Here is a 21,588-nt window from a genome sequence, read left to right on the forward strand (position 1 = left end):
GCGGCTCGTAGCATGGGCGGGTGCGCCGCACCGACTCGCCGCGGCTGCCCGCAGTCACGCGGCCCCGCCTGCTCACCGCCCTGACCGCCGTCGTCGTCCTGACCCTCACCGGTGCCGCCTCCTGCGGCGGCGACCCGCCGTCGATCTCGCTCGCCGCCGCCACGCTCGCCCCGGTGGCCGAGGAGATCGACGCCCCGGCGACCGTCACCGCCCGGGCGGCGGCCACCCTCACCGCCCCCGCCGACGGCACCCTCGCCAGCCTCCGCGTGGAGCCGGGCGAACGCGTCCGGCGTGGCCAGGTGCTCGCCGTGGTCGAGTCGCCGACGGCCCGGGAGCGGCTCCGGCAGGCGCGTACCGCGCTCAACGCCGCCAAGCGGGCCGGTGCCGGTGGTGGCGGCGGCGACCTCGCCGGCAGCCTGCGCGGCACCGACCGCGCGGCCGACGAGGCACACGAGGCGGCCCGCACCGCCGCCCGCAAGATCAGTGACCCGGAGCTGCGCAAGGCCCTGTTGGCCCAGGTCAAGGCCGCACAGAAGCGCTACGACGCCGCCGCCCGCACTGCCGAGGCGGCGGTACGCGAGGTGCAGCGCGGCGTCCGCAACCTGAACTCCGCCGTCGGCGCGCTCGCCACCGCCCAGCGCCTCCAGGCCCAGCAGGCGTACGACCTGGCCAAGGCGACCGTCGACGCGTTGACCTTGCGCGCGCCGATCGCCGGGGTCGTGCAGCCGGGCGGCGTCGGTGCCGGTGCCGACCCGTCGGGTGCGCTGGCCGGTCTGCTCGGATCGGGCGGGCTGCCGCCCGGGCTGGACCCGGCCGCACTCGGTGCCGCCCCGGCGGGACCGCCGCCCGGCGTGGACTCCGCCGTTCCGGAGGGCGGCCGGGTCACCGCCGGCACTCCGGTGCTGACCGTGGTCGACACCGGCGAGCTGGGCCTGCTGGCCGAGGTCGACGAGACCGACGTGCTGCTGGTCCGGACCGGGCTCACCGGCACGGTGGAACTGGACGCGGTGACCGGCGCGGTGTACGAGGCCACCGTGAAGTCGATCGACGTGCTGCCCAGCACCTCGGCCCGGGGCGGGGTCAGCTACCGCGTCCGGCTCGCGCTCGGGCCGGGCCGGTTCGGTGAGGCGGAACCGGCACCGGCGCCCCGCCCCGGCATGAACGCGGTGCTGCGGCTGCGGGTCCGGGAGGCGGCCGACGCGGTGACCGTACCCGCCTCGGCGGTCTTCTCGGTCGACGGTCGGGACACGGTCTGGCTGATCCGCGACGGTCGGGCCGGGCAGGCGGCGGTCACCGTCGGCGTGCAGGGCCAGGACCTGGTGCAGATCGTCGACGGGGTGCAGGCCGGGGACCGGATCGTGGTGCGCGGCACCGACCAGGTCCGCAACGGCCAGGAGGTCGGGTGAGCCGGGCTCCGGCGATCGAGGCGGTCGACGTCTCCCGGACGTACCAGCTCGACGGGATCTCGGTACCCGCCCTGCGCGGGGTCACGCTGACCGTGGCGGCCGGTGACTACGTGGCGCTGATCGGGCCGTCCGGCTCGGGCAAGTCCACGCTGATGCACCTGCTCGGCGGCCTGGACCGGCCGACCGGCGGTCGGCTGGCGATCGGCGGACGGCAGGTCGGCACGCTCTCCGCACCCGAGTTGGCCCGGCTGCGCAACGAGACCATCGGTTTCGTCTTCCAGGCGTTCCACCTGCTGGCGCGTACCTCGGCAGTGGACAACGTGGCGTTGCCCCTGGTCTATCGCGGGGTGGGCGCGCGCGAACGCCGGACCCGGGCCGCCGCGATGCTCGGCCGGGTCGGTCTCGGGCACCGCCTGGACCACCGGCCCAACCAGCTCTCCGGGGGTGAACAGCAGCGGGTGGCGATCGCCCGGGCGCTGGTCACCGATCCGACGGTGCTGCTCGCCGACGAGCCGACCGGAAACCTGGACAGCAGCACCGGAGCGGCCGTCCTGGAGCTGCTGGAACAGCTCAACGCGGAGTCCGGCGTGGCGCTGGTGATGGTCACCCACGACGCGGAGGTCGCGGCCCGGGCCCGCCGTCGGATCACCATGCGCGACGGGGTGATGGTCGCGGACAGTGCGGCCGGTACGCCGGACCAGGTCGGCGGTGGCCCATCCGGTGGCCCGGCCGACCGGGGCGGCGACGGGGGACAGGCGTGAGGCTCGCGGAGGCGTGGCGGGTGGCCTGGGACGCGCTGCGCGCGAACCGGATGCGCAGCGCGCTGACCATGCTCGGGGTGATCATCGGAGTCGCCTCTGTGGTGCTGCTGGTGGCCATCGGCACCGGCACCAAACAGACGGTGGAACAGCAGGTCGAGGGGCTCGGCTCCAACCTGCTGCTGGTCGTGCCGGGGCGGCTCGACGTCGGGTCCGCCCCGGCGGTCTCCCCGCTGACCCTCAAGGACGTGGACGCGGTCGGTCGGGTGGTCGGGGACCCCAGCCGGGTGGCCGTGACGGTCGCCTCCGGCGCCACCGTCCGCGCCGGCACCCGGCAGGACTTCACCACCGTGCAGGGGGTGTTGGAGACCACCCCGGAGGTCTTCGCCCGGGATCTGGGCCGGGGCCGCTATCTGACCCGTTCCGACGTGGACACCGGCCGCCGGGTCGCGGTGCTCGGCGACTCGGTCGCCCGGGCGCTGTTCCCCGACCGGGAGGCGGTCGGTCAGCAGGTCAACGTGGCCGGCGTCCGGTTCCGGGTGATCGGGGTCTTCACGCCGCTGGGGCAGAGCCTCGGCGTGGACCGGGACGACGAGGTGCACATCCCGGTGACTGCGGCCCAACGGTTGTACGGCACCCAGCGGGTCGACGCCATCGCGGTCAAGGCACCGGACCGGGAGCGCATCGACGAACTGGGCGCGCGGATCGTGGCCGAGTTGAACGGCCGGCATCCGGGCACCGAGTTCAGCGCGGTCACCCAGGAGCAGATCCTCGGCGTACTGGGCGACATCCTCGGCATCCTGACCGGCGTACTCGCCGCCATCGCCGGGATCTCGCTGCTGGTCGGCGGCGTCGGCGTCTCCAACATCATGCTCGTCTCGGTGCGCGAGCGCACCCGGGAGATCGGGTTGCGCAAGGCGGTGGGGGCGCGTCCGCGCGACATCGGCGTGCAGTTCCTGCTGGAGGCGGTGCTGCTGACCTCGGTCGGCGGGGTCACCGGGATGGCCCTCGGGGTGGGCGGCGCGTTGCTGGTGGCCGCCCTGTCGCCGATCCCGGCGGCGGTGACCTGGTGGTCGCTGGCGCTGGCCTTCGGCGTCTCGGCGGCGGTCGGGATCGTCTTCGGGGTGCTGCCCGCGCAGCGGGCCGGTCGACTCGACCCGGTGGTGGCGCTGCGCGCCGAGTGACGGTTTCCGCCAGGTGGCCGAGGATGATCGGTTGCCGAATCCGCCAGCATCCACCCGACCAGGGGTTTTTCGCCCCGGTGTGCCGGTCGAATCATGATCAGTTGCAGGAAGGGATCGCGCCGGTCACAGCCGTCCCGCTACCGTACTGATAACACGCGCGTCGCCGGCCGCGCGGGAGGACCCGTGTGGCGGCCGCGCCGGGCATGGGATGGGTCGGTGAGCCATGGCCGGGTCGCAATCCGACGGTCGACTGTCGGATGTCAAGTTCCTGACCGTCGCCGAGGTGGCAACGGTCATGCGGGTCTCCAAGATGACGGTCTACCGTCTCGTGCACAGCGGTGAGCTGACCGCGGTACGGGTGGGCAGGTCGTTCCGGGTGCCCGAGCACGCGGTGCACGAATATCTCCGTGGCGCCTTCCAGGAGACCGCCTGACCCGCGAGCCTGACCCGGTCGCGGCGGGCCCGGTGAACGGGCATCGACCGGGGGCGCGTTGGTCCTGCTGACGCATCCCCGCTACGCTGGACTGGCGATCGTGACCGCTGGTGCGCTCTGCCGCCCACTCCGCCGGTCCGGTCCGTTGTCCGCAAGCGGTCGCCGACGCCACGGATCCGTGGTGTCTTACCGGTCGCGCCGCACGTTGCATCGAAAGGCTTTTTTATGGGCTCGGTGGTCAAGAAGCGCCGCAAGCGCATGGCTAAGAAGAAGCACCGCAAGCTGCTGCGCAAGACCCGCGTCCAGCGTCGCCGTCTCGGCAAGTGACCGTGTGCCGGGCCGTGGCCCGGCATTCGTCGCTTGCCAACTGTCGACCCTCGGAGGCTCAGGTGATCAGGCCGTGGCTGTCCCGGCTCGGTCCCTCCGGCCGGGGTAGGTGCGAGACATGACCCCCGGTGGCTCATCGAGCCTTCCGGGGGTTGTCGTCGTGACCGGGGTCAGCCGTTACCTCGGCGCACACGTCGCCGCCCGCCTTGCCGCCGATCCCCGGATCGCCCGCGTCATCGGCGTCGACCTGCCCGAGCCCGGCCCCGAGGTGGCCGAGCTGTTGGCGCAGGTGGAACGGGTCCGGGTGGACGCCGGGTCGATCGGTGGCCTGCTCGCCGACCTCGACGTCGACACCGTGGTGCACCTGGCCCTGGTCAGCGCCCCGGATTCGCAGCACGGCGGCCGTGCGGCGATGAAGGAACAGAACGTCATCGGCACCATGCAACTCCTCGCCGCCTGTCAGCGGGCGCCGCAGTTGCGCAAGATCGTGGTCCGGTCCTCCACCGCGGCGTACGGCGCCTCGTTCCGGGACCCGGCCGTCTTCACCGAGGAGACCGAACCCCGTGAGGTGCCGCGCGGCGGTTTCGGCCGCGACATCCTCGACATCGAGGGGTACGTCCGTGGTTTCCGTCGCCGACGCTCCGACGTCACCGCCACGGTGCTGCGCTTCGCCCCGTTCATCGGCTCGACGGCCGACACCACGCTGACCAGGTACTTCTCCCAGCCGGTGGTGCCGACCATCTTCGGCCGCGACGCCCGGTTGCAGTTCCTGCACTTCGACGACGCCCTTGAGGTGGTGCACCGGTCGGTCGTCGAGGACCATCCGGGCACCTACAACGTCGCCGGCCGCGGTGTGCTGTCGCTGTCGCAGGCGATCCGGCGGGCCGGTCGGATCTCGGTGCCGGTGCTGGAGCCCGGTGTCGCCGGTGCCATCGCGCTGGCCCGGACGATGGGCTTCGGGCGGTACGGGCTCGACCAGGTCGACCTCTTCGTGCACGGCCGGGTGGTGGACACCTCCCGCCTGGAGCGCGAGTACGGGTTCACCCCCCGCTCGACCGCCGCCGCCTTCGACGACTTCATCAACGCCCACCACGGCCGGGCCGTGGTGACCCGGGAGCAGTTGGCCGCCGCCGAGCAGATGGTGCTCGACAGCATCCGCCAGGCCCGGGCCGCCGTACGGGAGCGCTCGTGACCGGGCCGGAGGAACAGCGCGACGAGGCGTACCTGGACGACCGGTACGCCGTACCGCCTCCGGTGTCGGAGGACCTCGACCCCGTCCGGCGCAACGGACACCGTCCCGCCGAGGCGGCGGTGCCGGACCGGACCGGTGACGTCTGGGACCGGCGGGTCGCCGGTGGGCTCGCGTTCCTGCGTCGGCGGCTGTCCGGCGACTACGAGGTGGACGAGTTCGGCTTCGATCCGGAGCTGACCGAGGCGGTCTTCCACCCGCTGCTGCGCCGCCTCTACCGCGACTGGTTCCGGACCGAGGTCACCGGGTTGGCGAACGTACCCGCCGACGGGGCGGGGCTGGTGGTGGGCAACCACTCCGGCACCGTGGCGCTGGACGCGCTGATCCTCTCCACGGCGCTGCACCACGAGCACCCGGCCAACCGGTATCTTCGCCTGCTCGGCGCCGACCTGGTCTTCCGGATGCCGGTGGTCTCCGAGATCGCCCGCAAGACCGGTGGCACGGTGGCCTGCAACCCGGACGCCGAACGGCTGCTGCGCGGCGGCGAACTGGTCGGTGTCTTCCCGGAGGGCTTCAAGGGCATCGGCAAGCTGTACGCGGACCGCTACAAGCTGCAACGCTTCGGGCGGGGTGGCTTCGTGTCGGCGGCACTGCGCACCGGCACCCCGATCATCCCGGTCGCCATCGTCGGTGGCGAGGAGATCTATCCGATGCTCGCCGACCTCAAGCCCCTCGCCCGACTGCTCAAGCTTCCGTATTTCCCGGTGACGCCGACCTTCCCCTGGCTCGGGCCGCTGGGCATGGTGCCGCTGCCGAGCAAGTGGCTGATCGAGTTCTGCCCGCCGATCCCGACGGCGCATCTGGTCGACTCGGCGGACGATCCGCTGGTCGTGTTCAACCTCGCCGACCAGGTCCGGGAGACCATCCAGCAGACCGTGCACCAGCTTCTCGAACGCCGCCCGGACCCGTTCGGCCCGTAGTCGTCTCCGGTGTGGACGGGGGCGGGTCCTACGGTCCGGCGTTGCGTCGGGTGCGTCCGGAGGCGGCGTCGGCCGCGCGGCGGCGGCGCTGCAAGGCGACTCCGGCGGTGACCGCTCCGGCCACCAGTCCCGCCGCGGCGGTGGACGGGAGAGCGATCTTGACCGCCCGTCGTCCGGTGCGGAAGTCGCGTACCTCCCAGCCGCGCTGCCGGGCCTGACGCAGCAGTGTGCCGTCCGGGTTGACCGCCACCGCGCGTCCCACCAGCGACAGCATCGGCAGGTCGTTGGCGGAGTCGCTGTAGGCGGCGCACCGGCTCAGGTCGAGACCCTCCACTGTGGCGAGTTGGGTGACCGCCTCCGCCTTGAGCGGGCCGTGCATCAGGTCCCCGACCAGCCGACCGGTGTACGCCCCGTCCACGATCTCGGCGACCGTACCGATCGCGCCGGTCAACCCGAGCCGGGTGGCGATCACCCGGCCGATCTCCACCGGGGCGGCGCTGACCAGCCACACCCGCTCACCGGCGTCCAGGTGCCCCTGCGCCAGCCGCCGGGTCCCGGCCCAGATCCTCGGGGCCATCAACTCGTCGAAGATCTCCTCGGCCAGCAGCTCGACGTCCTGGACCCGCCAACCCTCGACGAAGGCGAGCGCGGCCTCCTTGGCCTGGGACATGTCCCCGGCGTGCTCGCGGGCGAGCAGCCGGAACCGCAACTGCTGCCAGGCGAACCGGGCCAGGTCCCCGGTGGTGAAGTAGTTGCGGGCGGCGAGCCCACGGGCGAACCAGTAGATCGAGGCACCCTGCATCATCGTGTTGTCCACGTCGAAGAAGGCGGCGGCGCGGGGGTCGGGCGTGGCCGGGGGAGCGGGCTCGGTCTGCGCCCAACCGGCGGTGTGCCCGTGCACGTCGGTGCTGACGGTCACCTTGCGGCTGCGCGCCACCTGCGCCCCCTCACTGTCGCTCGCCCTGCCCCGCTGCCCTCAGCGAGGGTATCCGGAGCAGCGGAAACCGCTGCCGGACGCGGGAACGACGGACGCCGGTCGGGTCAGGAGCAGACGCCGGGGGTGGGGCCGAGGTCGTCGCTGACGGTGCCGGCCGACTGGCCGCAGGCGATGGCGGTGCGCAGGGCCTCGGTGCGTTCGGTGACCAGGTCCAGCAGCTTCAGCGACCTGGCGGTCCGCTCCTGGTCGGCGCGGGAGCCCCGGTCGGCCAGCGCGTCGAGCGTGCGGCGCTGCCCGGTGACGAAGGCGTCGACCGTGTTCAGTGCCGCCGGGTCCGCACGCCGCACGGCGGCACCGTTGAGCTGGCGTACGCCCTGACGGATGTCCGCGTCCATGTCGTCGAGCACGGCGCGGTAACCGGCCCGGTTGCCGCTGAGCGAGGACGCCTCGGCCAGCCGGGTCCGGGCGAAGTCGAGGAAGAGCTGGCCACGGCTGATCTCGGAGCTGGCGAGCGCCAACTGGGCCCGCTCGGTGCTGCGCTTCATGCCGTACAGCGCGTCACCGGGCACCGCGTTCTCGCTCGCGGCGGAGATGCCGGAGACGGCGATGGCGCCGGCCGCGATGCCGACCAGGATCGCGCCCCGGGCGCGGGCCCGGCGGGCGGTGACGGCCGGTAGCAGCGATCCGCGACCGGTGGTGGCCTTCTCGGCCGGGGCGGCGACGGTGGACCCGATGCCCTCCCGGTCGGCGGTGGCCAGCAGCATCGCCCGCAGGCCGGTCCGGAACTCCGGGTCGACCTCGGGACTCGGCGGATTGACGCCGAGTTGTCGGCCGAGCGCGACGAGCGGTGCGAGCCGGTCGTCGGCGCTGGACCGGACGTGATGACGTAGGCCACCGTTGGCTTCGTCGAGAAGCTGCGCGAAGCGCTCGGTGCGCCGACGGGAGAAGAGGGCGTTGTCCACCGCGGCACCTCCTCTCGCTGGTCGCGGCCGGTCGGCCGCGTTCACCACCAGCGACCGACCACCGCATGACACCGGGACGGAAGCCCTCGTCGGCACCGCCGCCGGTCCACCTCGGAGGTTTCCGGCCGGTCATCGGTCGCACCCGGAGAAACGCGCCGTGCCGGGGCCGGGTTACGGGCCGACCGGCGGCGAAATCACGCAAAGTGATCGGCTACGGCTGGAAGCCGTCCGGGAGGAGGCGAGCCAGCGCCCGCACCGCGCGGTACTGCAACGCCTTGATCGCACCCTCGTTCTTGCCCATCGCGCGGGCGGTCTCGGCAACCGAGAAGCCCTGGAGGAACCGCAGCACGATGCACTCCTGCTGCTCCGGGTTGAGCCGCTTGACGGCTGTCAACAAGGCGACGTTCGTGATGTGCTCCACCACCGCCGCCTCCGGGCTGCCCTCGGGGCCGCGGTCCTCGCGGTCGGCGTCGAGGACGTCGCCGGTGGTGACCTCCAGCCGGTACCGACCGGACTTGAAGTGGTCGGCGACCAGGTTGCGGGCGATCGTCACCAGCCAGGCACCGAGGTCGCGGCCCTGCCAGGTGAAGCTGCCGATCCGTTTGAGGGCCCGCAGGAAGGTGTCCGAGGTGAGGTCCTCGGCGAGTTGCCGGTTGCCGACCCGGAAGTAGACGAAGCGGAAGACGGTGTCCACGTAGCGGTCGTAGATCAGTCCGAACGCCTCGGACTCACCGGCCTGGGCGCGTTCGACCAGGCCCCAGACCTCGGTGGCCGGGTCGGAGGGGTCGGGTCGGCTCGGGAACCCGGTGGAGGTACCGGCCGAGGAGACCGCGGGCAACACCGCCGTCTCCGAGGTGGACACCTCGGTGACCGGGGTGTCCCCACTGCGGCGGGCCTGGGCCGGCATGGTCGGTCGGCTCGGCGAGGCGACCCGGCCACCGGAGGGTTTCGCGTTTGCGCCGGGCGTCGATGGTCGGTGCGGCGGATCGTTCTGATGTGGTCTGCTGCCCACCCGGTTGGCGGCGCCCTCGCCGCGTGCGGGCACGTTGCCCGTGTTGTCCTGCTGGCCGTGCGCGTTGCCGCGCTCGTTGACCGGTGTACGTGCCTGCGGGCCGGGCAGGCCGACCGGGCGGGATACGAAGCCGAAGGCGGTCATCAGGCCACCTCCGTCGCACCGGTCGCCGTGCCGACGGTGCCCGGTCGATCGATCGGGCCTCCGGCGGGCAGGGCGACTCCGGGGTGTGCCGACGGGCGGCAGTTCCCCTTGAGGTGCTGGTCCAATGCGCTCACGGGCACGGGGGCCTCCTCGGGCTGAGGGGTGTCGACTCACGGCAAAATGGGGTGAGCCGACCCGAGTGATGATAGGGCCAACGTCACCCGCGCGTGGCAAGTCCGTTACACAGGGCCAAAGTATTTCTCGGCGGGTCGCACCCCTGGCGGACCGGTTGTCCGTCGGGGGTCGTTGACAACTGGCCGGCGGGCTGTTCCGGCACGTATTGCCAGTTCAGGGTCGTGGCAGGACGGTGCGTACGGCGGCTTGCGCGACCCGTGCGGCACCGCACGTGGCCGGCTGCGGCGGCGATTCGCCGGGGCTGTCGCACACCGACGGTGACCTTGCTTGAGTTCCGTGCACGGGACCGGGCGGGTCCTCGGTGGCCGGTGCGGTGTGCCCCGGACGGGAGCGCACCGGGATCGACGTACCGGTATCTCCGGATCGGTGTCGGTCATCGCCCGTCGGGCATGGCCGGGCGGCCCCGGCTGTGCCAGACTCAGCCACCGTGCAGGACCGAGACGCAGCCGTCGGGCCGGGGGCGCACCCCGCCGCCGACGCGGACGCAGGCACTGCCGGTCGGCCGCAGGCGGCCGACGGCGCCGGGCCGAATCTCGCCGAACGGCTGACCTGGGCGGCCCGGAGCAGTCCGGGCAAGCCGGCGCTGTACCACTCCGGCCGGACGATCACCTGGTCCGCACTGGACGAGGTGGTGACCGGAGTCGCCCGGGCGCTGGCCCGGACGGCCCCGGACGCGGCGGGCGGACCGGCCCGGGTCGCGGTGGCCCTGCCCAACTCACCGGATTTCGTGGTCGGGCTGCTCGGTGCGCTGCGGGCCGGACTGACGGCGGTACCGGTCAACCCCGCGCTGACGGCCCGCGAGCTGTGCCAGGTGCTGGCCGACTCGGCCGCGTCGGTGCTGATCGGCACCGAACACGTCCGTGACCTGGTGGCCGACGTCGAGTTGCCCGCACTGCGGGCCGTGCACACCAGACCTCCGGTCGTGGACGGCGCAACGCCGACCTTCCCGGCGCGGGCCGCCGACGACCTGGCGGTGCTGCTCTACACCTCGGGCACCGAGGGCCGGCCGAAGGGCGCGATGCTCTCGCACGGTGCGCTGGCCGCCAACCACGAGCAGGTCGGCCGGATCGCACCGCCGGTGGTCGGGTCGGACGACGTGGTGCTGCTGGCGTTGCCGCTGTTCCACGCGTACGGGCTGAACGCCGGACTGGGCGCGGTGCTGCACCACGCGGCGACCGGCGTACTCGTCGACGACCCGGGTGCCGACGCGGCGCTGACCGAGATCGCCCGGCACCGGGCCACCGTGCTGATCGGCGTGCCGTCGATGGTGCAGTCCTGGTCGCGGGCGGATCCCGACGTGCTGGCCGAGGCGATGACCGCGGTACGCGTCGTGGTCTGCGGCGCGGCGCCACTCGATCCGGCGGACGCGGCGCGCTTCACCGAGGCCACCGGTCGGCCGGTGCAGATCGGCTACGGCCTGACCGAGACCGCGCCGGTGCTCACCTCGACGCTGGTCGGCGGGGAGCCGAAGCCGGGCTCGATCGGCCGCCCGCTGCCCGGCGTCGAGCTGCGGCTGGTCGGGGCGGACGGGACCGAACTGTGGCGCGACGGCCTGGCCGCGCCCGACGACGACGCCGAGGAATGGGACCTGTCCGACCCGATGGCGGGCACCGATCCCGGTCAGATCGTGGTGCGCGGGGCGAACCTCTTCGCCGGGTACTGGCCGGACGGTGCGGGTGGGCCCGACCCGGACGGCTGGTGGGCCACCGGCGACGTCGCGTACGCGGACGCCGACGGTGATCTCTTCCTGGTCGACCGGCTCGGGGAGCTGATCCTGGTCAACGGCTTCAACGTGTACCCGCACGAGGTCGAGTCGGTGCTCTCGGCCCATCCGGCGGTGGCGGAGTCGGCGGTAGTGGGCGTGCCGCACCCCCGGACCGGGGAGACTGTCCGGGCGTACGTGGTGCCGAGGGTGGGGCATCGGGCGACCGGTGCCGAGCTGATCGCGCACTGCGCGCGTAATCTGGCCAGATTCAAGTGCCCCACCGACGTCGAGTTCGTCGACCTGCTGCCGCGCTCGGTGATCGGGAAGGTACGCAAGACCCTGCTCCGACCCACCGGCACCACGGAGGAGACCGATGCGTGAGCCCCGCCTGACCCTGATCACCCGACCCGGCTGCCACCTCTGTGAGGACGCCAAGGCGGCCCTCGACCGGGTCGTCGCGGTCACCGGCGACCGGTGGATCGAGCAGGACGTGAGCGGCGACGCCGAGATGGAACGCGAGTACGGCGACCGGCTGCCGGTGGTGCTGCTCGACGGCAAGGAGCACGGCTACTGGCGGGTCGAGGAGCAGCGGCTGCTCAAGGATCTGACCACCCCGCAGCTCTGAGGCCGCCGGTAGGGTGCGGTGATGACCCCTGCGCGCACCCATCTGGTGTGGGACTGGAACGGCACCCTGCTCAACGATCTCGATCTGGTGGTGGCCTGCACGAACGCCGCCTTCAGCAGTGCGGGCGGGCCGTCGGTGACGGTGGCGGAGCACCGGGTGCGGTTCCGTCGGCCGATCGCCGACTACTACGCGGACGTACTCGGTCGGGCCGTGGACGCGCAGGACTTCGGCCGCCTCGACAAGATCTTCCACGACGCGTACCGGCTGGGGTTGACCGGCTGTGAGCTGGCCCACGACGCGGTCGACGCGATGGCGGCCTGGCCGGGCAGCCAGTCGCTGTTGTCCATGTGGTTCCACGACGAGTTGGTGCCGGCGGTCCGGACGTACGGGCTGACCGGCCGGTTCGTCCGGGTCGACGGATGGCGGGACCGGGTCGGCGGTGATCGCAAGGCGGAGTCGCTGGCCCGCCACCTGGCCGAGATCGGCGTGGACGGCCGGTCGGTGGTGGTGATCGGTGACTCGATCGACGACGCCGACGCGGCGTACGCCGTCGGCGGGCGGGCCGTCCTCTACAGCGGCGGCTTCACCGACCGGGCCCGGCTGGAGGGCTCCGGTCACCCGGTTGCCGACAGTCTGGTGGAGGCCGTGACTCTCGCCACCGCGCTGGCCGACGTCCCGACGGTGGAATCGCCCACCTGAGCGGAAACGGGTGTCACCGTGCGTGGTCGCGGTCTCCCGATCGCTGTATTCGATCAATGATTGGCGTGTGTGATTGGTCAGAGAAGTCGGGATTGAGCAATAATCGCGCCGGTAGTCGTGGTGGAGGGGTCTCCGGTCGATCTTGCGGGACGGAGGGGCTGGTGGAGGCGCGGCACGTGCCGACAAGATCGCGATTTGTGCACGTCTTCACAAGCGCCTACTCTGTAATTCCGACGCGCCCTGCTAGCACAGCCGGCAATTTCGGTCGCCAGCGGGAGTCCCGAAACGACCGGCCGGTGGAGTTGGTCGAGGATCGCACCGCACGGAGTCTCATGAGTCAGCACCGTCACCCAGGCGCGCCCGGCCGCGCCGGTGCCGTACCGGCGCTCCCGGACCTGCCCGAGGCAACGGTCGCCCGGCTCCCCGAGTACCTCCGTGCCCTGCACAACCTCGCCGAAACCGGTCACGAGACGATTTCCAGCGAGGGCCTGGCCAACGCCGCCGGGGTGAACTCGGCGAAGCTCCGCAAGGACCTGTCCCACCTCGGCTCGTACGGCACCCGGGGCGTCGGCTACGACGTGGCCCTGCTGGTCGAGCAGATCGAGTACGTCCTCGGGCTCACCCAACGTCGGGCGGTCGCCCTGGTGGGCGTCGGAAACCTCGGTCACGCGCTGGCCGGTTACGACGGGTTCGCCGGGCGCGGATTCCGGATCGCCGCCCTCTTCGACGCCGACCCCCGCCGTGTCGGCGAGGAGATCAACGGGCTCGTCGTGCGGCACATCGACGAGTTGCCCGAGGTCGCCGCCGCGGAGGCCGTCGCGATCGGCGTCATCGCCACCCCGGCCGCCGCCGCGCAGCGGGTCGCCGACCAGTTGGTCGCCGTCGGCGTGACGAGCATCCTGAACTTCGCACCGTGCGTACTCTCGGTTCCGGAGGGGGTCGACGTGCGCAAGGTCGACCTCGCCATCGAACTGCAGATCCTGTCGTTCCACGAGCACCGCAAGGCAGCACTGACCGCGCTCCCCGCCGCCGGTGGGTCCGCTCTCACCGCCCTGCCGGGCGGTTTCGCGGTCACCGAGAGCCAGGAGGCGATCGGCACGTGAAACTCATCGTCGTCGGCGCCTCCTACCGCACCGCGCCGGTCGCCACCCTGGAACGGCTCGCGGTGCCGCCGGCCGAACTGGGCGCCACCCTGGACCGGCTGTTGGCGCAGCCGTACGTCAGCGAGGTCGTCCTGGTCTCCACCTGCAACCGGGTGGAGGTCTACGCGGCCGTCTCCGGCTTCCACGGCGGTCTCGGTGACATCTGCGCCGTCCTCGCCGAGCAGGCCGGCTGCCCGCCCACCGCGCTGGCCAACAACCTCTACGTGCACTTCGACTCCGCCGCGGTCGAGCACGTCTTCCGGGTCGCCGCCGGGCTGGACTCCATGGTCATCGGCGAGGCGCAGATCCTCGGGCAGCTCCGGGACGCCTACCACTGGGCCGGTGAGACCGACGCCGCCGGCCGGCTGCTGCACGAGCTGATGCAGCAGGCGCTGCGGGTCGGCAAGCGGGCCCACTCCGAGACCGGCATCGACCGGGCCGGGCAGAGCGTGGTCACCGCCGCGCTGGGGCTGGCCGCCGGTCATCTCGGCAACGACCTCGTCGGCCGTCCCGCGCTGGTGGTCGGTGCCGGGGCGATGGGCTCGCTGGGCGTGGCGACGCTGTCCCGGCTCGGTGCCGGGCCGCTGACCGTGACCAACCGCAGCACCGACCGCGCGGTCCGACTGGCCGAGTCGTACGGTGCCGCCGCGCGGGAGATGACCGAGCTGGCCGACACGCTGTCCACGGTGGACATCGTAGTGGCCGCCACCGCGTCCACCGAGCCGGTCCTCACCCGTCCGGTCGTCGCCGAGGCGGTGGCCGCCCGCGAGCCGGAGCGCGGCCCGTTGGTCCTGCTCGACCTGGCCGTACCCCGCGACGTCGGGCCCGGTGTGGCCGAGCTGCCCGGCGTCGAGGTGATCGACATCGACCGGATGGCGGCGCTGCTCGCCGACGGGCCGGTCGCCGCCGACGCCGCCGCCGTCGAGCGGATCGTGGCCGCCGAGGTCGAGTCCTTCCTCACCTGGCTGCGTGGTGCCGACGTGGCGCCGACCGTGGCCGCCCTGCGCGGCCGGGCCGACGACGTGGTCACCGCCGAGCTGCGCAGACTCGCGCAGCGCCGCCCCGACCTCACCGACGACCAACGCGCCGAGGTGGCCCGCACCGTGCACCGGGTGGTCCAGCGGCTGCTGCACCAGCCGACCGTACGGGTCCGGCAGCTCGCCGCCGAACCCGGCGGCGACCAGTACGCCGCCCTGCTGCGCGAGCTGTTCGACCTCCAGGTCCCGCAGACCTCGCCGGTGGACACCGTCCCCGACATCACCCCACCCGGAGGTGAGCAATGAGCGAGCGTCAGCGAGCGAATCGTCGGCTCAGTGCGAAGGTGCCTCATGGCGGCACGCAGCGGAGCGGAGGGCCGGCATGAGCGAGCGCAGTACCGCCGCGCCACTGCGTCTCGGTACCCGGGGCAGCACGTTGGCGATGGCCCAGTCCGGGCAGGTCGCCGACGCCCTGACCGCCCGCACCGGACGCCCCGTCGAACTGGTCGAGGTGGTCACCGCCGGTGACCGCTCCAGCGCGCCGGTGCACCGGCTCGGGGTCGGCGTGTTCGTCTCCGCGCTGCGGGACGCGCTGGTCGCCGGCACCATCGACTTCGCCGTCCACTCGTACAAGGACCTGCCCACCGCCACCGCGGCCGGGCTGCACATCGCCGCGGTGCCGCCGCGGCAGGACCCGCGCGACGCGCTCGTCGCCCGCGACGGGAAGACGTTGGCCGAGCTCGCCCCCGGAGCGAACATCGGCACCGGCGCGCTGCGCCGGATCGCCCAGCTACACGCGCTGGGTCTGCAACTGTCGGTCACCCCCATCCGGGGCAACATCGACACCCGGCTGAACCGGGTGCTCGGTCCGGAGGCCGACCTGGACGCCGTCGTCCTGGCGCGAGCGGGCCTGGCCCGCATCGACCGGGTCGACGTCGTCACCGAGACGCTCGACCCGATGCTGATGCTGCCCGCCCCCGCGCAGGGAGCGCTGGCGGTGGAGTGCCGGGTCGACGACCCGGACCTGGTCGAACTGCTCGCCACGCTCGACGACGCACCGTCGCGCGCCGCGGTCGTCGCGGAGCGGGCGGTGCTGGCCACCCTGGAGGCCGGATGCTCCGCTCCGGTCGCCGCCTACGCCGAACTCGCCGAGGGCGAGACCGGTGAGGAGATCTACCTGCGCGGGGCGGTGATCAGCCCGGACGGCACCCGTGACATCCGGCTGTCCCGCACCGGTACGCCCGCCGAGGCGGCGGAGATCGGCAAGGCACTCGCCGCCGAACTCCTCGATCTCGGCGCCGACTCGATCCTCGGCCCGCAAGGACACGACGGCCCGGGGACCCAGCAATTTGGGAGCACAGAATGACCCGCACCCGTAAGCCCGTAGGCCGGATCGCATTCGTCGGGGCCGGTCCCGGCGACCCGGGCCTGCTGACCCGCCGGGCGCACGACGCCCTGGTCGACGCCGACCAGGTGGTGTACGACCGGGGAGTCCCCGAGTCGTTGCTCGACGTCGTCCGGGCCGAGGCCAGGGAAGACGCCCAGTTCACTCCGGCCGAGGGCGCGCCGGGCGACGTGGCGAAGGTACTGATCTCGGCTGCCCGCTCCGGGCAGAACGCGGTGCACCTGGTGGCCGGCGACCCGTTCGGTCACGACTCGGTCGTCAAGGAGGTGCAGGCGGTGGCACGTACCGCTGCGCACTTCGAGGTGGTGCCCGGCGTCGGCCAGGCCGAGGGCGTGGCCGCGTACGCGGGGGTGCCGCTGCCCGGCGTACGCACCGCCGCCGACGTGGAGGACGTCGGCACGCTCGACTTCGAGGCGCTGGCCGGAGCGGTGCAGCGTGGCTCGCTGGCGCTCGCGGTGGACGCCGGTGACCTGGCCGCGATCCGTGACGGGCTGCTCGCCGCCGGGGTCGACGGCACCACCGACGTCGGGGTGACCGGTGACGGCACCGGCGAGACGCAGTACACCACCACGTCGACCGTGGACTCCTTCGTCGCGGCGGCACTCGGCTTCACCGGCCGGGTCGTGCTGACCGTCGGCGAGGGCGTCGGCCAGCGCGACAAGCTGAGCTGGTGGGAGAACCGCCCGCTGTACGGCTGGAAGGTGCTGGTGCCCCGCACCAAGGAGCAGGCCGGCGCGATGAGTGCCCGACTGCGGGCGTACGGGGCCATCCCGTGCGAGGTGCCGACGATCGCGGTGGAGCCGCCGCGTACCCCGGCGCAGATGGAGCGTGCGGTCAAGGGCCTGGTCGACGGCCGGTACGCCTGGGTCATCTTCACCTCGGTCAACGCGGTGCGCGCGGTCTGGGAGAAGTTCGCCGAGCACGGCCTGGACGCCCGGCACTTCGGTGGCGTCAAGATCGCCTGCATCGGTGAGGCCACCGCCGACGCGGTCCGCGCCTTCGGCATCCAGCCGGAGCTGGTCCCCTCCGGGGAGCAGTCGTCCGAGGGGCTGCTGGCCGAGTTCTCCCCGCACGACGAGGTGCTCGACCCGGTCGGCCGGGTGTTGCTGCCGCGCGCCGACATCGCCACCGAGACGCTCGCCGCCGGGCTCACCGAGCGCGGCTGGGAGGTCGACGACGTGACCGCGTACCGGACGGTCCGGGCGGCCCCGCCGCCCGCCGAGATCCGTGACGCGATCAAGTCGGGTGGGTTCGACGCGGTGCTGTTCACCTCGTCGTCCACGGTCCGGAACCTGGTCGGCATCGCCGGCAAGCCGCATGCGCGTACCGTGGTAGCCGTCATCGGGCCCAAGACCGCGGAGACCGCGACGGAGTTCGGCCTGCGGGTCGACGTCCAGCCGCCGCACGCCTCGGTGCCGGACCTGGTGGAGGCGCTCGCCGGCTACGCCGTCGAGCTGCGGGAGAAGCTCGCCGCGATGCCGGCGAAGCAGCGCCGTGGCTCGAAGGTCCAGGGGCCGACCGCGCTCAGGTTCCGGTAGTCGTCAGGGAGGGCACCGTGCCGTACCCCGAGAACCGCCCCCGCCGGCTGCGGCGTACCGCAGCCGTGCGGCGGCTGGTCTCCGAGACCCGTCTCGACCCGGCCGAGCTGATCGTGCCGATGTTCGTCAAGGAGGGGCTGACCGAGCCCCGGGCCATCGGCTCGCTGCCCGGGGTGCTCCAGCACTCCCGCGACTCGCTGCGCAAGGCGGCCGTCGAGGCGGTACGCGCCGGGGTCGGCGGGATCATGCTGTTCGGGGTGCCGACGTCGCGCGACGAGCGTGGCTCCGGCGGCCTCGACCCGAACGGGATCCTCAACGTCGCCATCCGGGACGTGGTCTCCGAGGTGGGTGACGCCACCGTCGTGATGAGCGACCTCTGCCTGGACGAGTTCACCTCGCACGGGCACTGCGGCCTGCTCCGGCCGGACGGTTCGGTGGACAACGACGCCACCCTGGCGGCGTACGCCGAGATGGCGGTGGCACAGGCCGACGCCGGAGTCGGCATGGTCGGCCCGTCCGGGATGATGGACGGCCAGGTCGCAGTGGTACGCCGGGCGCTCGACGCGGCCGGTCACACCGACGTCGCCGTGCTGGCCTACACCGCCAAGTACGCGTCGGCGTTCTACGGTCCGTTCCGCGACGCGGTCGAGTCGGCGCTCGACGGCGACCGCCGGACCTACCAGCAGGACCCGGCGAACCTGCGCGAGTCCCTGCGCGAGGTCGAGCTGGACGTGGCCGAGGGCGCCGACATCGTGATGGTCAAGCCGGCCCTGCCCTACCTCGACGTGGTCGCCGCGGTCCGGGCCGCGGTCGACGTGCCGGTCGCCGCCTACCAGGTCTCCGGCGAGTACGCCATGGTCGAGGCCGCCGCCGCCAACGGCTGGATCGACCGCGAGCGGGTGATGCTGGAGACGCTCACCTCGATCCGCCGCGCCGGAGCGCAGATCATCCTCACCTACTGGGCTGTGGAGGCCGCCGGCCTGCTCCGCGACCGCTACTGATCTCCACCCCGGTCCTGACCGACCACGACCCGGCGGCGCGACCCGAGCCCTAGCGGGCGGCGTCGAGGCGGTGCACCAACTCGGCCACGTCGACGCTGTATTCGCACCACTCCCGGTCGGGCCGGTAGCCCAGCTCCGCGTTGACCTTGAGCATGGCCTCGTTGGCCTGGGCGTTCCACGTCTGGACCTCGGTGAGCTGCGGCTCGGCCGAGCGCAACTCCAACAACATGCGGGCCTTGATCGCGCGGTCGATCCCGTAGCCACGGTGATCCTGCACCACGATCGTGTCGTACTGGTCCGCGCGGGTCGGGTGCTGCGCCGGCACGACCACCTCGGTCAGGCCGGCCACCTCGCCCGTCTGCTCGTGCAGGGCGAGCACGATGTACGGCTTCATCCCCCGACGGTGCAGGCAGTCGAGACTGTCGCGCAGCCGTTGCGGGTCGTACGAGCTGGGCCGTAGCTCGCCGTCCTCGACGTCCCGGATCTCGGCCTTGGCCCGGGCGTACGCCTCGATCAGCTCGTCCGGCGGCCCGCCGGGGTGGAACTGCACGTGGTAGCCGGCGCCGACACCGGTCGACATCTCGGCCAGCTCGGTCCAGTCGACACCGGCGAGGTCGAGCACGCTGCGGGTCTCGACGTACTCCCGGCTGAAGCCCAGCGACTCGTAGAAGCCGACGGCCGGGGTGTCACCCACCACCTCGACGCCGATCGACTCGAATCCCTCCTGGTAGACCCGGCGGGAGGCACGCAGGACGAGGTCACGGCCGAGGCCCCGGCGTCGGTGGTCGGGATGCACCAGCACCTCCAGCACACCGATGCTGCCGAGCAGCAGCACGTGCACCTGACCCAGGATCGGGCCGGGTGTCCCGTCGGCGGCCGGCTCGGCCTGGGCCACCCAGGCGATCCGTCGTTCGCCGGGCATCACCTCGGTGAGGTACTCCCGCACGGAACTCTCCCGCCACGGCGGATCCTGCGGAAGATCGACCGCCAGGACCGCGTTCAGCGTGTCCAACAGCGACGCGATCTCGGCGGACGACGCGGTCCTGGGGTCCCACTCGCGCACCATCACGCGTCTAGCTTGCCGTTAACCGCTGCCGGGGGGAAGTGTCCAGTCCTCCAATGTGCGCGGACGATCACTTCAGGTGCGACTGGCCTGTCCGTACCGGTTGGCCGTTTCGAAGACGGCCTGGGCGTACCGGCCGACGTTGTTGTACGACAGGATGGCGTTCCACCAGTCACCCGGAACGGTGAGGTTGCGGCCCCCCTTGCACAGGTACATTCCGGCGGCCAGCGCGGCGTCGTGGATGTTGTGCGGGTCCTTGACCCCGTCGCCGTCCGCGTCGGCGCCGTTCTCCTGCCAGGTGGTCGGGATGAACTGCATCGGTCCGACCGCCCGGTCGTAGGTGGTGTCCCGGTCCAGCTCGCCCCGGTCGGTGTCGGCGATCCGCATCCGGCCGCCCTGCCCGTCCAGCGGCAGTCCGATGATCTCCGGAGTGGCCCGGCCGTCCGGTCCGAGCCGCGCGTTGTTGGCCTGCCCGTGCCGGGACTCGACGAAGCCGATCGCGGCCAGCGTGGTCCAGCTCAGGCCGCAGGCCCGGTTGGTCTCGGCGAGCACCAGCTCGGCGTAGCCGTACGCCTGCACCGCGATCGGGTCGATGCCGGTCTTGGCGCCGACCTCGCGGGCCCAGCCGGCGAGCGCGTCGGAGGGGCGGGCGCCCACCGGCGCCGTACCACCCGTCGCGCCCGGGAACGGCGTGGTCCCCGGTGGCAGCGTCCCGGTGGTCGGCGGGACGGCCCCGACCGGCGGAGCCTCGGTCAGCGGCGCGGTGCCGTCGGTCGCCTCCGGCCCGCCGGTCGCCCCGGCCGCCACCGGACGCGGCGCACCGACGGTCGCCGGCACCAGCGTCGCGCCGGCCGTCGCGGTCGCGATGACCAGCGCGAGCAGGAACACCCCGGGCAGGGTGAGTCGTCCCCCGGGCCGCCGCGACCAGTCGCGGGTCGCGCGGGCGGCGGCCCGAGGACCCGGCATGCGTACGGCGTGCGCGAAGCGCACCCGGCGTCGCCGGGCCCGCCGGGGCCGGGTCGCCGTCCCACCCGCCGCCTCGCCGTCGGTCTTGGTGGCGGCGTCGGCCTCTTCGCTCTCCTCGACCTTGCCGGGGTCGTCGGCCTTCGTGGTGTCGTCCGACGTTGTCGCGCTGTCGGGCGCGGTGCGGGCGTCGGGCGTCGCGCTGAGGCCGGTCCTTGTCACGGCGTCGGGCTCGGCGGCGGCGTCGGGCTTGGTGGCGGCGTCGGGCGGGGGCGCCGTCTCGCGGTCCGTCCCGCCGGGCTGCTCACCGTCGTTCCGGGCGGGTGCGCCGCTGGTCGCGGCGGGCTTCCCGTCGATCGGGGGAGCGGCGGGCTCGGTGGGCGGTTCGGGCTCGGGCGTGGCGGCCCGGATCGTCGGCGTACCGGCAGCCGGCTCGGCCCCGGCGGTGGGCGACCCGCCGGCCGGTTCGCCGGATCTCAACCAAGGTCGGCGCGGCCGGGGTATCGCGCTGACCGGTCTGTCCGTAGTGGCACCGGTTTGGGCGCCCGGCGTGGCCGGTCGCAGGGGCCGAAGGGTCGTCCGCTCTTCGCCGTCTGCCACCCGTCGAGTATCACCCATGTCGCCGCGAGCGTCAGGTCCGGCCGTACCCTGATGTCATGCCCCGGTACGAGTTCCGCTGCCGCGCCTGTGGTGACACCTTCGAGGTCAACCGGCCGATGGCCCAGGCGGGCGAGCCCGCGTCCTGCCCGAAGGGGCACTCCGACACGGTGAAGTTGCTGTCGACGGTCGCGGTCACCGGACGGGGTGGCGGTGCCTCCGCCGGTCCGCCCGCGCCCTCCGGTGGCGGCTGCTGCGGTGGCGGTTGCGGCTGTTGAACGCCGCCGTCGACGGTGGCCGGTCGGAGGCGGCCGGACCGACCGGCGGACCGTCGTACGTGGTGGGA

The 21,588-nt window shown here is 73.0% G+C and carries 22 protein-coding genes; 16 read left to right on the plus strand and 6 right to left on the minus strand.

All coding sequences use genetic code 11. From position 1 onward, the window contains the following. The first annotated feature begins 20 nt into the window (after positions 1 to 20). The 7 genes from ACIBMZ_RS01620 (at position 21) to ACIBMZ_RS01650 (ending at position 6,277) form a co-directional block, all read left to right on the plus strand. Complete coding sequence (locus ACIBMZ_RS01620) at positions 21 to 1,406, plus strand: efflux RND transporter periplasmic adaptor subunit (protein ID WP_396690082.1); 1,386 nt, start codon at positions 21 to 23, stop codon at positions 1,404 to 1,406. Further along, positions 1,403 to 2,167 (plus strand): ABC transporter ATP-binding protein, encoded by a 765-nt coding sequence (locus ACIBMZ_RS01625; RefSeq protein ID WP_396690084.1) that lies wholly within the window; start codon positions 1,403 to 1,405, stop codon positions 2,165 to 2,167. Before ACIBMZ_RS01620 ends, ACIBMZ_RS01625 begins: the two co-directional genes overlap by 4 nt. Next, entirely contained in the window at positions 2,164 to 3,348 is a 1,185-nt protein-coding gene (locus ACIBMZ_RS01630) for an ABC transporter permease (protein ID WP_396690086.1), read from the plus strand. The genes ACIBMZ_RS01625 and ACIBMZ_RS01630 overlap by 4 nt, the downstream gene beginning before the upstream one ends. Before the next feature lie 223 nt (positions 3,349 to 3,571). Next, positions 3,572 to 3,781, plus strand: coding sequence for a helix-turn-helix domain-containing protein (locus tag ACIBMZ_RS01635; protein WP_091079691.1), 210 nt, complete (start codon positions 3,572 to 3,574; stop codon positions 3,779 to 3,781). Positions 3,782 to 4,006: 225 nt separating this feature from the next. After that, complete coding sequence (locus ACIBMZ_RS01640) at positions 4,007 to 4,108, plus strand: 30S ribosomal protein bS22 (protein WP_007465623.1); 102 nt, start codon at positions 4,007 to 4,009, stop codon at positions 4,106 to 4,108. A gap of 118 nt (positions 4,109 to 4,226) precedes the next feature. After that, the gene (locus ACIBMZ_RS01645) at positions 4,227 to 5,300 is read left to right on the plus strand and encodes an NAD-dependent epimerase/dehydratase family protein (RefSeq protein WP_396690088.1); all 1,074 of its coding nucleotides are present in this window, start codon (positions 4,227 to 4,229) and stop codon (positions 5,298 to 5,300) included. A 119-nt stretch (positions 5,301 to 5,419) separates the two neighbouring features. Beyond that, positions 5,420 to 6,277, plus strand: coding sequence for a lysophospholipid acyltransferase family protein (locus tag ACIBMZ_RS01650; RefSeq protein WP_396690958.1), 858 nt, complete (start codon positions 5,420 to 5,422; stop codon positions 6,275 to 6,277). Between the two features lie 28 nt (positions 6,278 to 6,305). Here the strand turns inward: ACIBMZ_RS01650 and ACIBMZ_RS01655 are convergent, their stop codons facing one another. The 4 genes from ACIBMZ_RS01655 to ACIBMZ_RS01670 form a co-directional block, all read right to left on the minus strand. Then, positions 6,306 to 7,214 carry an HAD family hydrolase gene (locus ACIBMZ_RS01655; protein WP_396690090.1) on the minus strand — a complete coding sequence of 303 codons (909 nt, stop codon included), beginning with the start codon at positions 7,212 to 7,214 and terminating at the stop codon, positions 6,306 to 6,308. A gap of 104 nt (positions 7,215 to 7,318) precedes the next feature. Then, positions 7,319 to 8,176 (minus strand): DUF5667 domain-containing protein, encoded by an 858-nt coding sequence (locus ACIBMZ_RS01660; protein ID WP_396690091.1) that lies wholly within the window; start codon positions 8,174 to 8,176, stop codon positions 7,319 to 7,321. Positions 8,177 to 8,387: 211 nt separating this feature from the next. Further along, positions 8,388 to 9,332: an ECF subfamily RNA polymerase sigma factor, BldN family gene (locus ACIBMZ_RS01665; RefSeq protein WP_396690093.1), complete on the minus strand. Its 945-nt coding sequence runs from the start codon at positions 9,330 to 9,332 to the stop codon at positions 8,388 to 8,390. After that, positions 9,332 to 9,472, minus strand: coding sequence for a hypothetical protein (locus ACIBMZ_RS01670; protein WP_396690095.1), 141 nt, complete (start codon positions 9,470 to 9,472; stop codon positions 9,332 to 9,334). Before ACIBMZ_RS01670 ends, ACIBMZ_RS01665 begins: the two co-directional genes overlap by 1 nt. A 482-nt stretch (positions 9,473 to 9,954) precedes the next feature. Between ACIBMZ_RS01670 and ACIBMZ_RS01675 the strand changes: the two genes are divergently transcribed. The 8 genes from ACIBMZ_RS01675 to hemB all read left to right on the plus strand — a co-directional run bounded on the left by ACIBMZ_RS01675 (position 9,955) and on the right by hemB (position 18,619). Then, positions 9,955 to 11,613 carry an AMP-binding protein gene (locus ACIBMZ_RS01675; protein ID WP_396690096.1) on the plus strand — a complete coding sequence of 553 codons (1,659 nt, stop codon included), beginning with the start codon at positions 9,955 to 9,957 and terminating at the stop codon, positions 11,611 to 11,613. Further along, positions 11,606 to 11,857 carry a glutaredoxin family protein gene (locus ACIBMZ_RS01680; RefSeq protein WP_131051867.1) on the plus strand — a complete coding sequence of 84 codons (252 nt, stop codon included), beginning with the start codon at positions 11,606 to 11,608 and terminating at the stop codon, positions 11,855 to 11,857. The genes ACIBMZ_RS01675 and ACIBMZ_RS01680 overlap by 8 nt, the downstream gene beginning before the upstream one ends. 21 nt (positions 11,858 to 11,878) lie before the next feature. Beyond that, entirely contained in the window at positions 11,879 to 12,556 is a 678-nt protein-coding gene (locus ACIBMZ_RS01685) for an HAD family hydrolase (protein ID WP_396690098.1), read from the plus strand. 332 nt (positions 12,557 to 12,888) lie between these two features. Continuing rightward, positions 12,889 to 13,659: a redox-sensing transcriptional repressor Rex gene (locus ACIBMZ_RS01690; RefSeq protein WP_396690100.1), complete on the plus strand. Its 771-nt coding sequence runs from the start codon at positions 12,889 to 12,891 to the stop codon at positions 13,657 to 13,659. Then, a complete protein-coding gene (locus ACIBMZ_RS01695; RefSeq protein ID WP_396690101.1) occupies positions 13,656 to 14,981 on the plus strand; it encodes a glutamyl-tRNA reductase in 1,326 nt (441 codons plus the stop codon). Before ACIBMZ_RS01690 ends, ACIBMZ_RS01695 begins: the two co-directional genes overlap by 4 nt. Positions 14,982 to 15,057: 76 nt before the next feature. After that, positions 15,058 to 16,041, plus strand: a complete 984-nt coding sequence (hemC, locus tag ACIBMZ_RS01700; protein ID WP_396690102.1) for a hydroxymethylbilane synthase — start codon at positions 15,058 to 15,060, stop codon at positions 16,039 to 16,041. Next, positions 16,038 to 17,618: a uroporphyrinogen-III synthase gene (locus ACIBMZ_RS01705; RefSeq protein WP_396690104.1), complete on the plus strand. Its 1,581-nt coding sequence runs from the start codon at positions 16,038 to 16,040 to the stop codon at positions 17,616 to 17,618. Before hemC ends, ACIBMZ_RS01705 begins: the two co-directional genes overlap by 4 nt. Before the next feature lie 17 nt (positions 17,619 to 17,635). Then, positions 17,636 to 18,619, plus strand: a complete 984-nt coding sequence (gene hemB / locus ACIBMZ_RS01710; RefSeq protein ID WP_396690106.1) for a porphobilinogen synthase — start codon at positions 17,636 to 17,638, stop codon at positions 18,617 to 18,619. Positions 18,620 to 18,668: 49 nt separating this feature from the next. On the opposite strand, the gene ACIBMZ_RS01715 is transcribed toward hemB, so the two are convergent. Next, positions 18,669 to 19,685, minus strand: coding sequence for a GNAT family N-acetyltransferase (locus ACIBMZ_RS01715; RefSeq protein ID WP_396690959.1), 1,017 nt, complete (start codon positions 19,683 to 19,685; stop codon positions 18,669 to 18,671). A 72-nt stretch (positions 19,686 to 19,757) separates the two neighbouring features. Next, positions 19,758 to 21,263 carry a lytic murein transglycosylase gene (locus tag ACIBMZ_RS01720; RefSeq protein WP_396690108.1) on the minus strand — a complete coding sequence of 502 codons (1,506 nt, stop codon included), beginning with the start codon at positions 21,261 to 21,263 and terminating at the stop codon, positions 19,758 to 19,760. Positions 21,264 to 21,301: 38 nt separating this feature from the next. Between ACIBMZ_RS01720 and ACIBMZ_RS01725 the strand changes: the two genes are divergently transcribed. Continuing rightward, positions 21,302 to 21,520: a zinc ribbon domain-containing protein gene (locus tag ACIBMZ_RS01725; RefSeq protein WP_396690110.1), complete on the plus strand. Its 219-nt coding sequence runs from the start codon at positions 21,302 to 21,304 to the stop codon at positions 21,518 to 21,520. Positions 21,521 to 21,588 lie beyond the last annotated feature (68 nt).

It is taken from the genome of Micromonospora sp. NPDC049900, from assembly GCF_044461025.1.
Classification (GTDB): Bacteria; Actinomycetota; Actinomycetes; order Mycobacteriales; family Micromonosporaceae; genus Micromonospora.

Coding starts and splice junctions, on each gene's coding strand:
- ACIBMZ_RS01705 (WP_396690104.1), top strand. CDS start 16,038: ATGACCCGCACCCGTAAGCCCGTAGGCCGGATCGCATTCGTCGGGGCC.
- ACIBMZ_RS01665 (WP_396690093.1), bottom strand. CDS start 9,332: ATGACCGCCTTCGGCTTCGTATCCCGCCCGGTCGGCCTGCCCGGCCCG.
- ACIBMZ_RS01680 (WP_131051867.1), top strand. CDS start 11,606: ATGCGTGAGCCCCGCCTGACCCTGATCACCCGACCCGGCTGCCACCTC.
- hemC (WP_396690102.1), top strand. CDS start 15,058: ATGAGCGAGCGCAGTACCGCCGCGCCACTGCGTCTCGGTACCCGGGGC.
- ACIBMZ_RS01725 (WP_396690110.1), top strand. CDS start 21,302: ATGCCCCGGTACGAGTTCCGCTGCCGCGCCTGTGGTGACACCTTCGAG.
- ACIBMZ_RS01715 (WP_396690959.1), bottom strand. CDS start 19,685: ATGGTGCGCGAGTGGGACCCCAGGACCGCGTCGTCCGCCGAGATCGCG.
- ACIBMZ_RS01720 (WP_396690108.1), bottom strand. CDS start 21,263: ATGGGTGATACTCGACGGGTGGCAGACGGCGAAGAGCGGACGACCCTT.
- ACIBMZ_RS01685 (WP_396690098.1), top strand. CDS start 11,879: ATGACCCCTGCGCGCACCCATCTGGTGTGGGACTGGAACGGCACCCTG.
- ACIBMZ_RS01690 (WP_396690100.1), top strand. CDS start 12,889: ATGAGTCAGCACCGTCACCCAGGCGCGCCCGGCCGCGCCGGTGCCGTA.
- ACIBMZ_RS01640 (WP_007465623.1), top strand. CDS start 4,007: ATGGGCTCGGTGGTCAAGAAGCGCCGCAAGCGCATGGCTAAGAAGAAG.
- ACIBMZ_RS01635 (WP_091079691.1), top strand. CDS start 3,572: ATGGCCGGGTCGCAATCCGACGGTCGACTGTCGGATGTCAAGTTCCTG.
- ACIBMZ_RS01645 (WP_396690088.1), top strand. CDS start 4,227: ATGACCCCCGGTGGCTCATCGAGCCTTCCGGGGGTTGTCGTCGTGACC.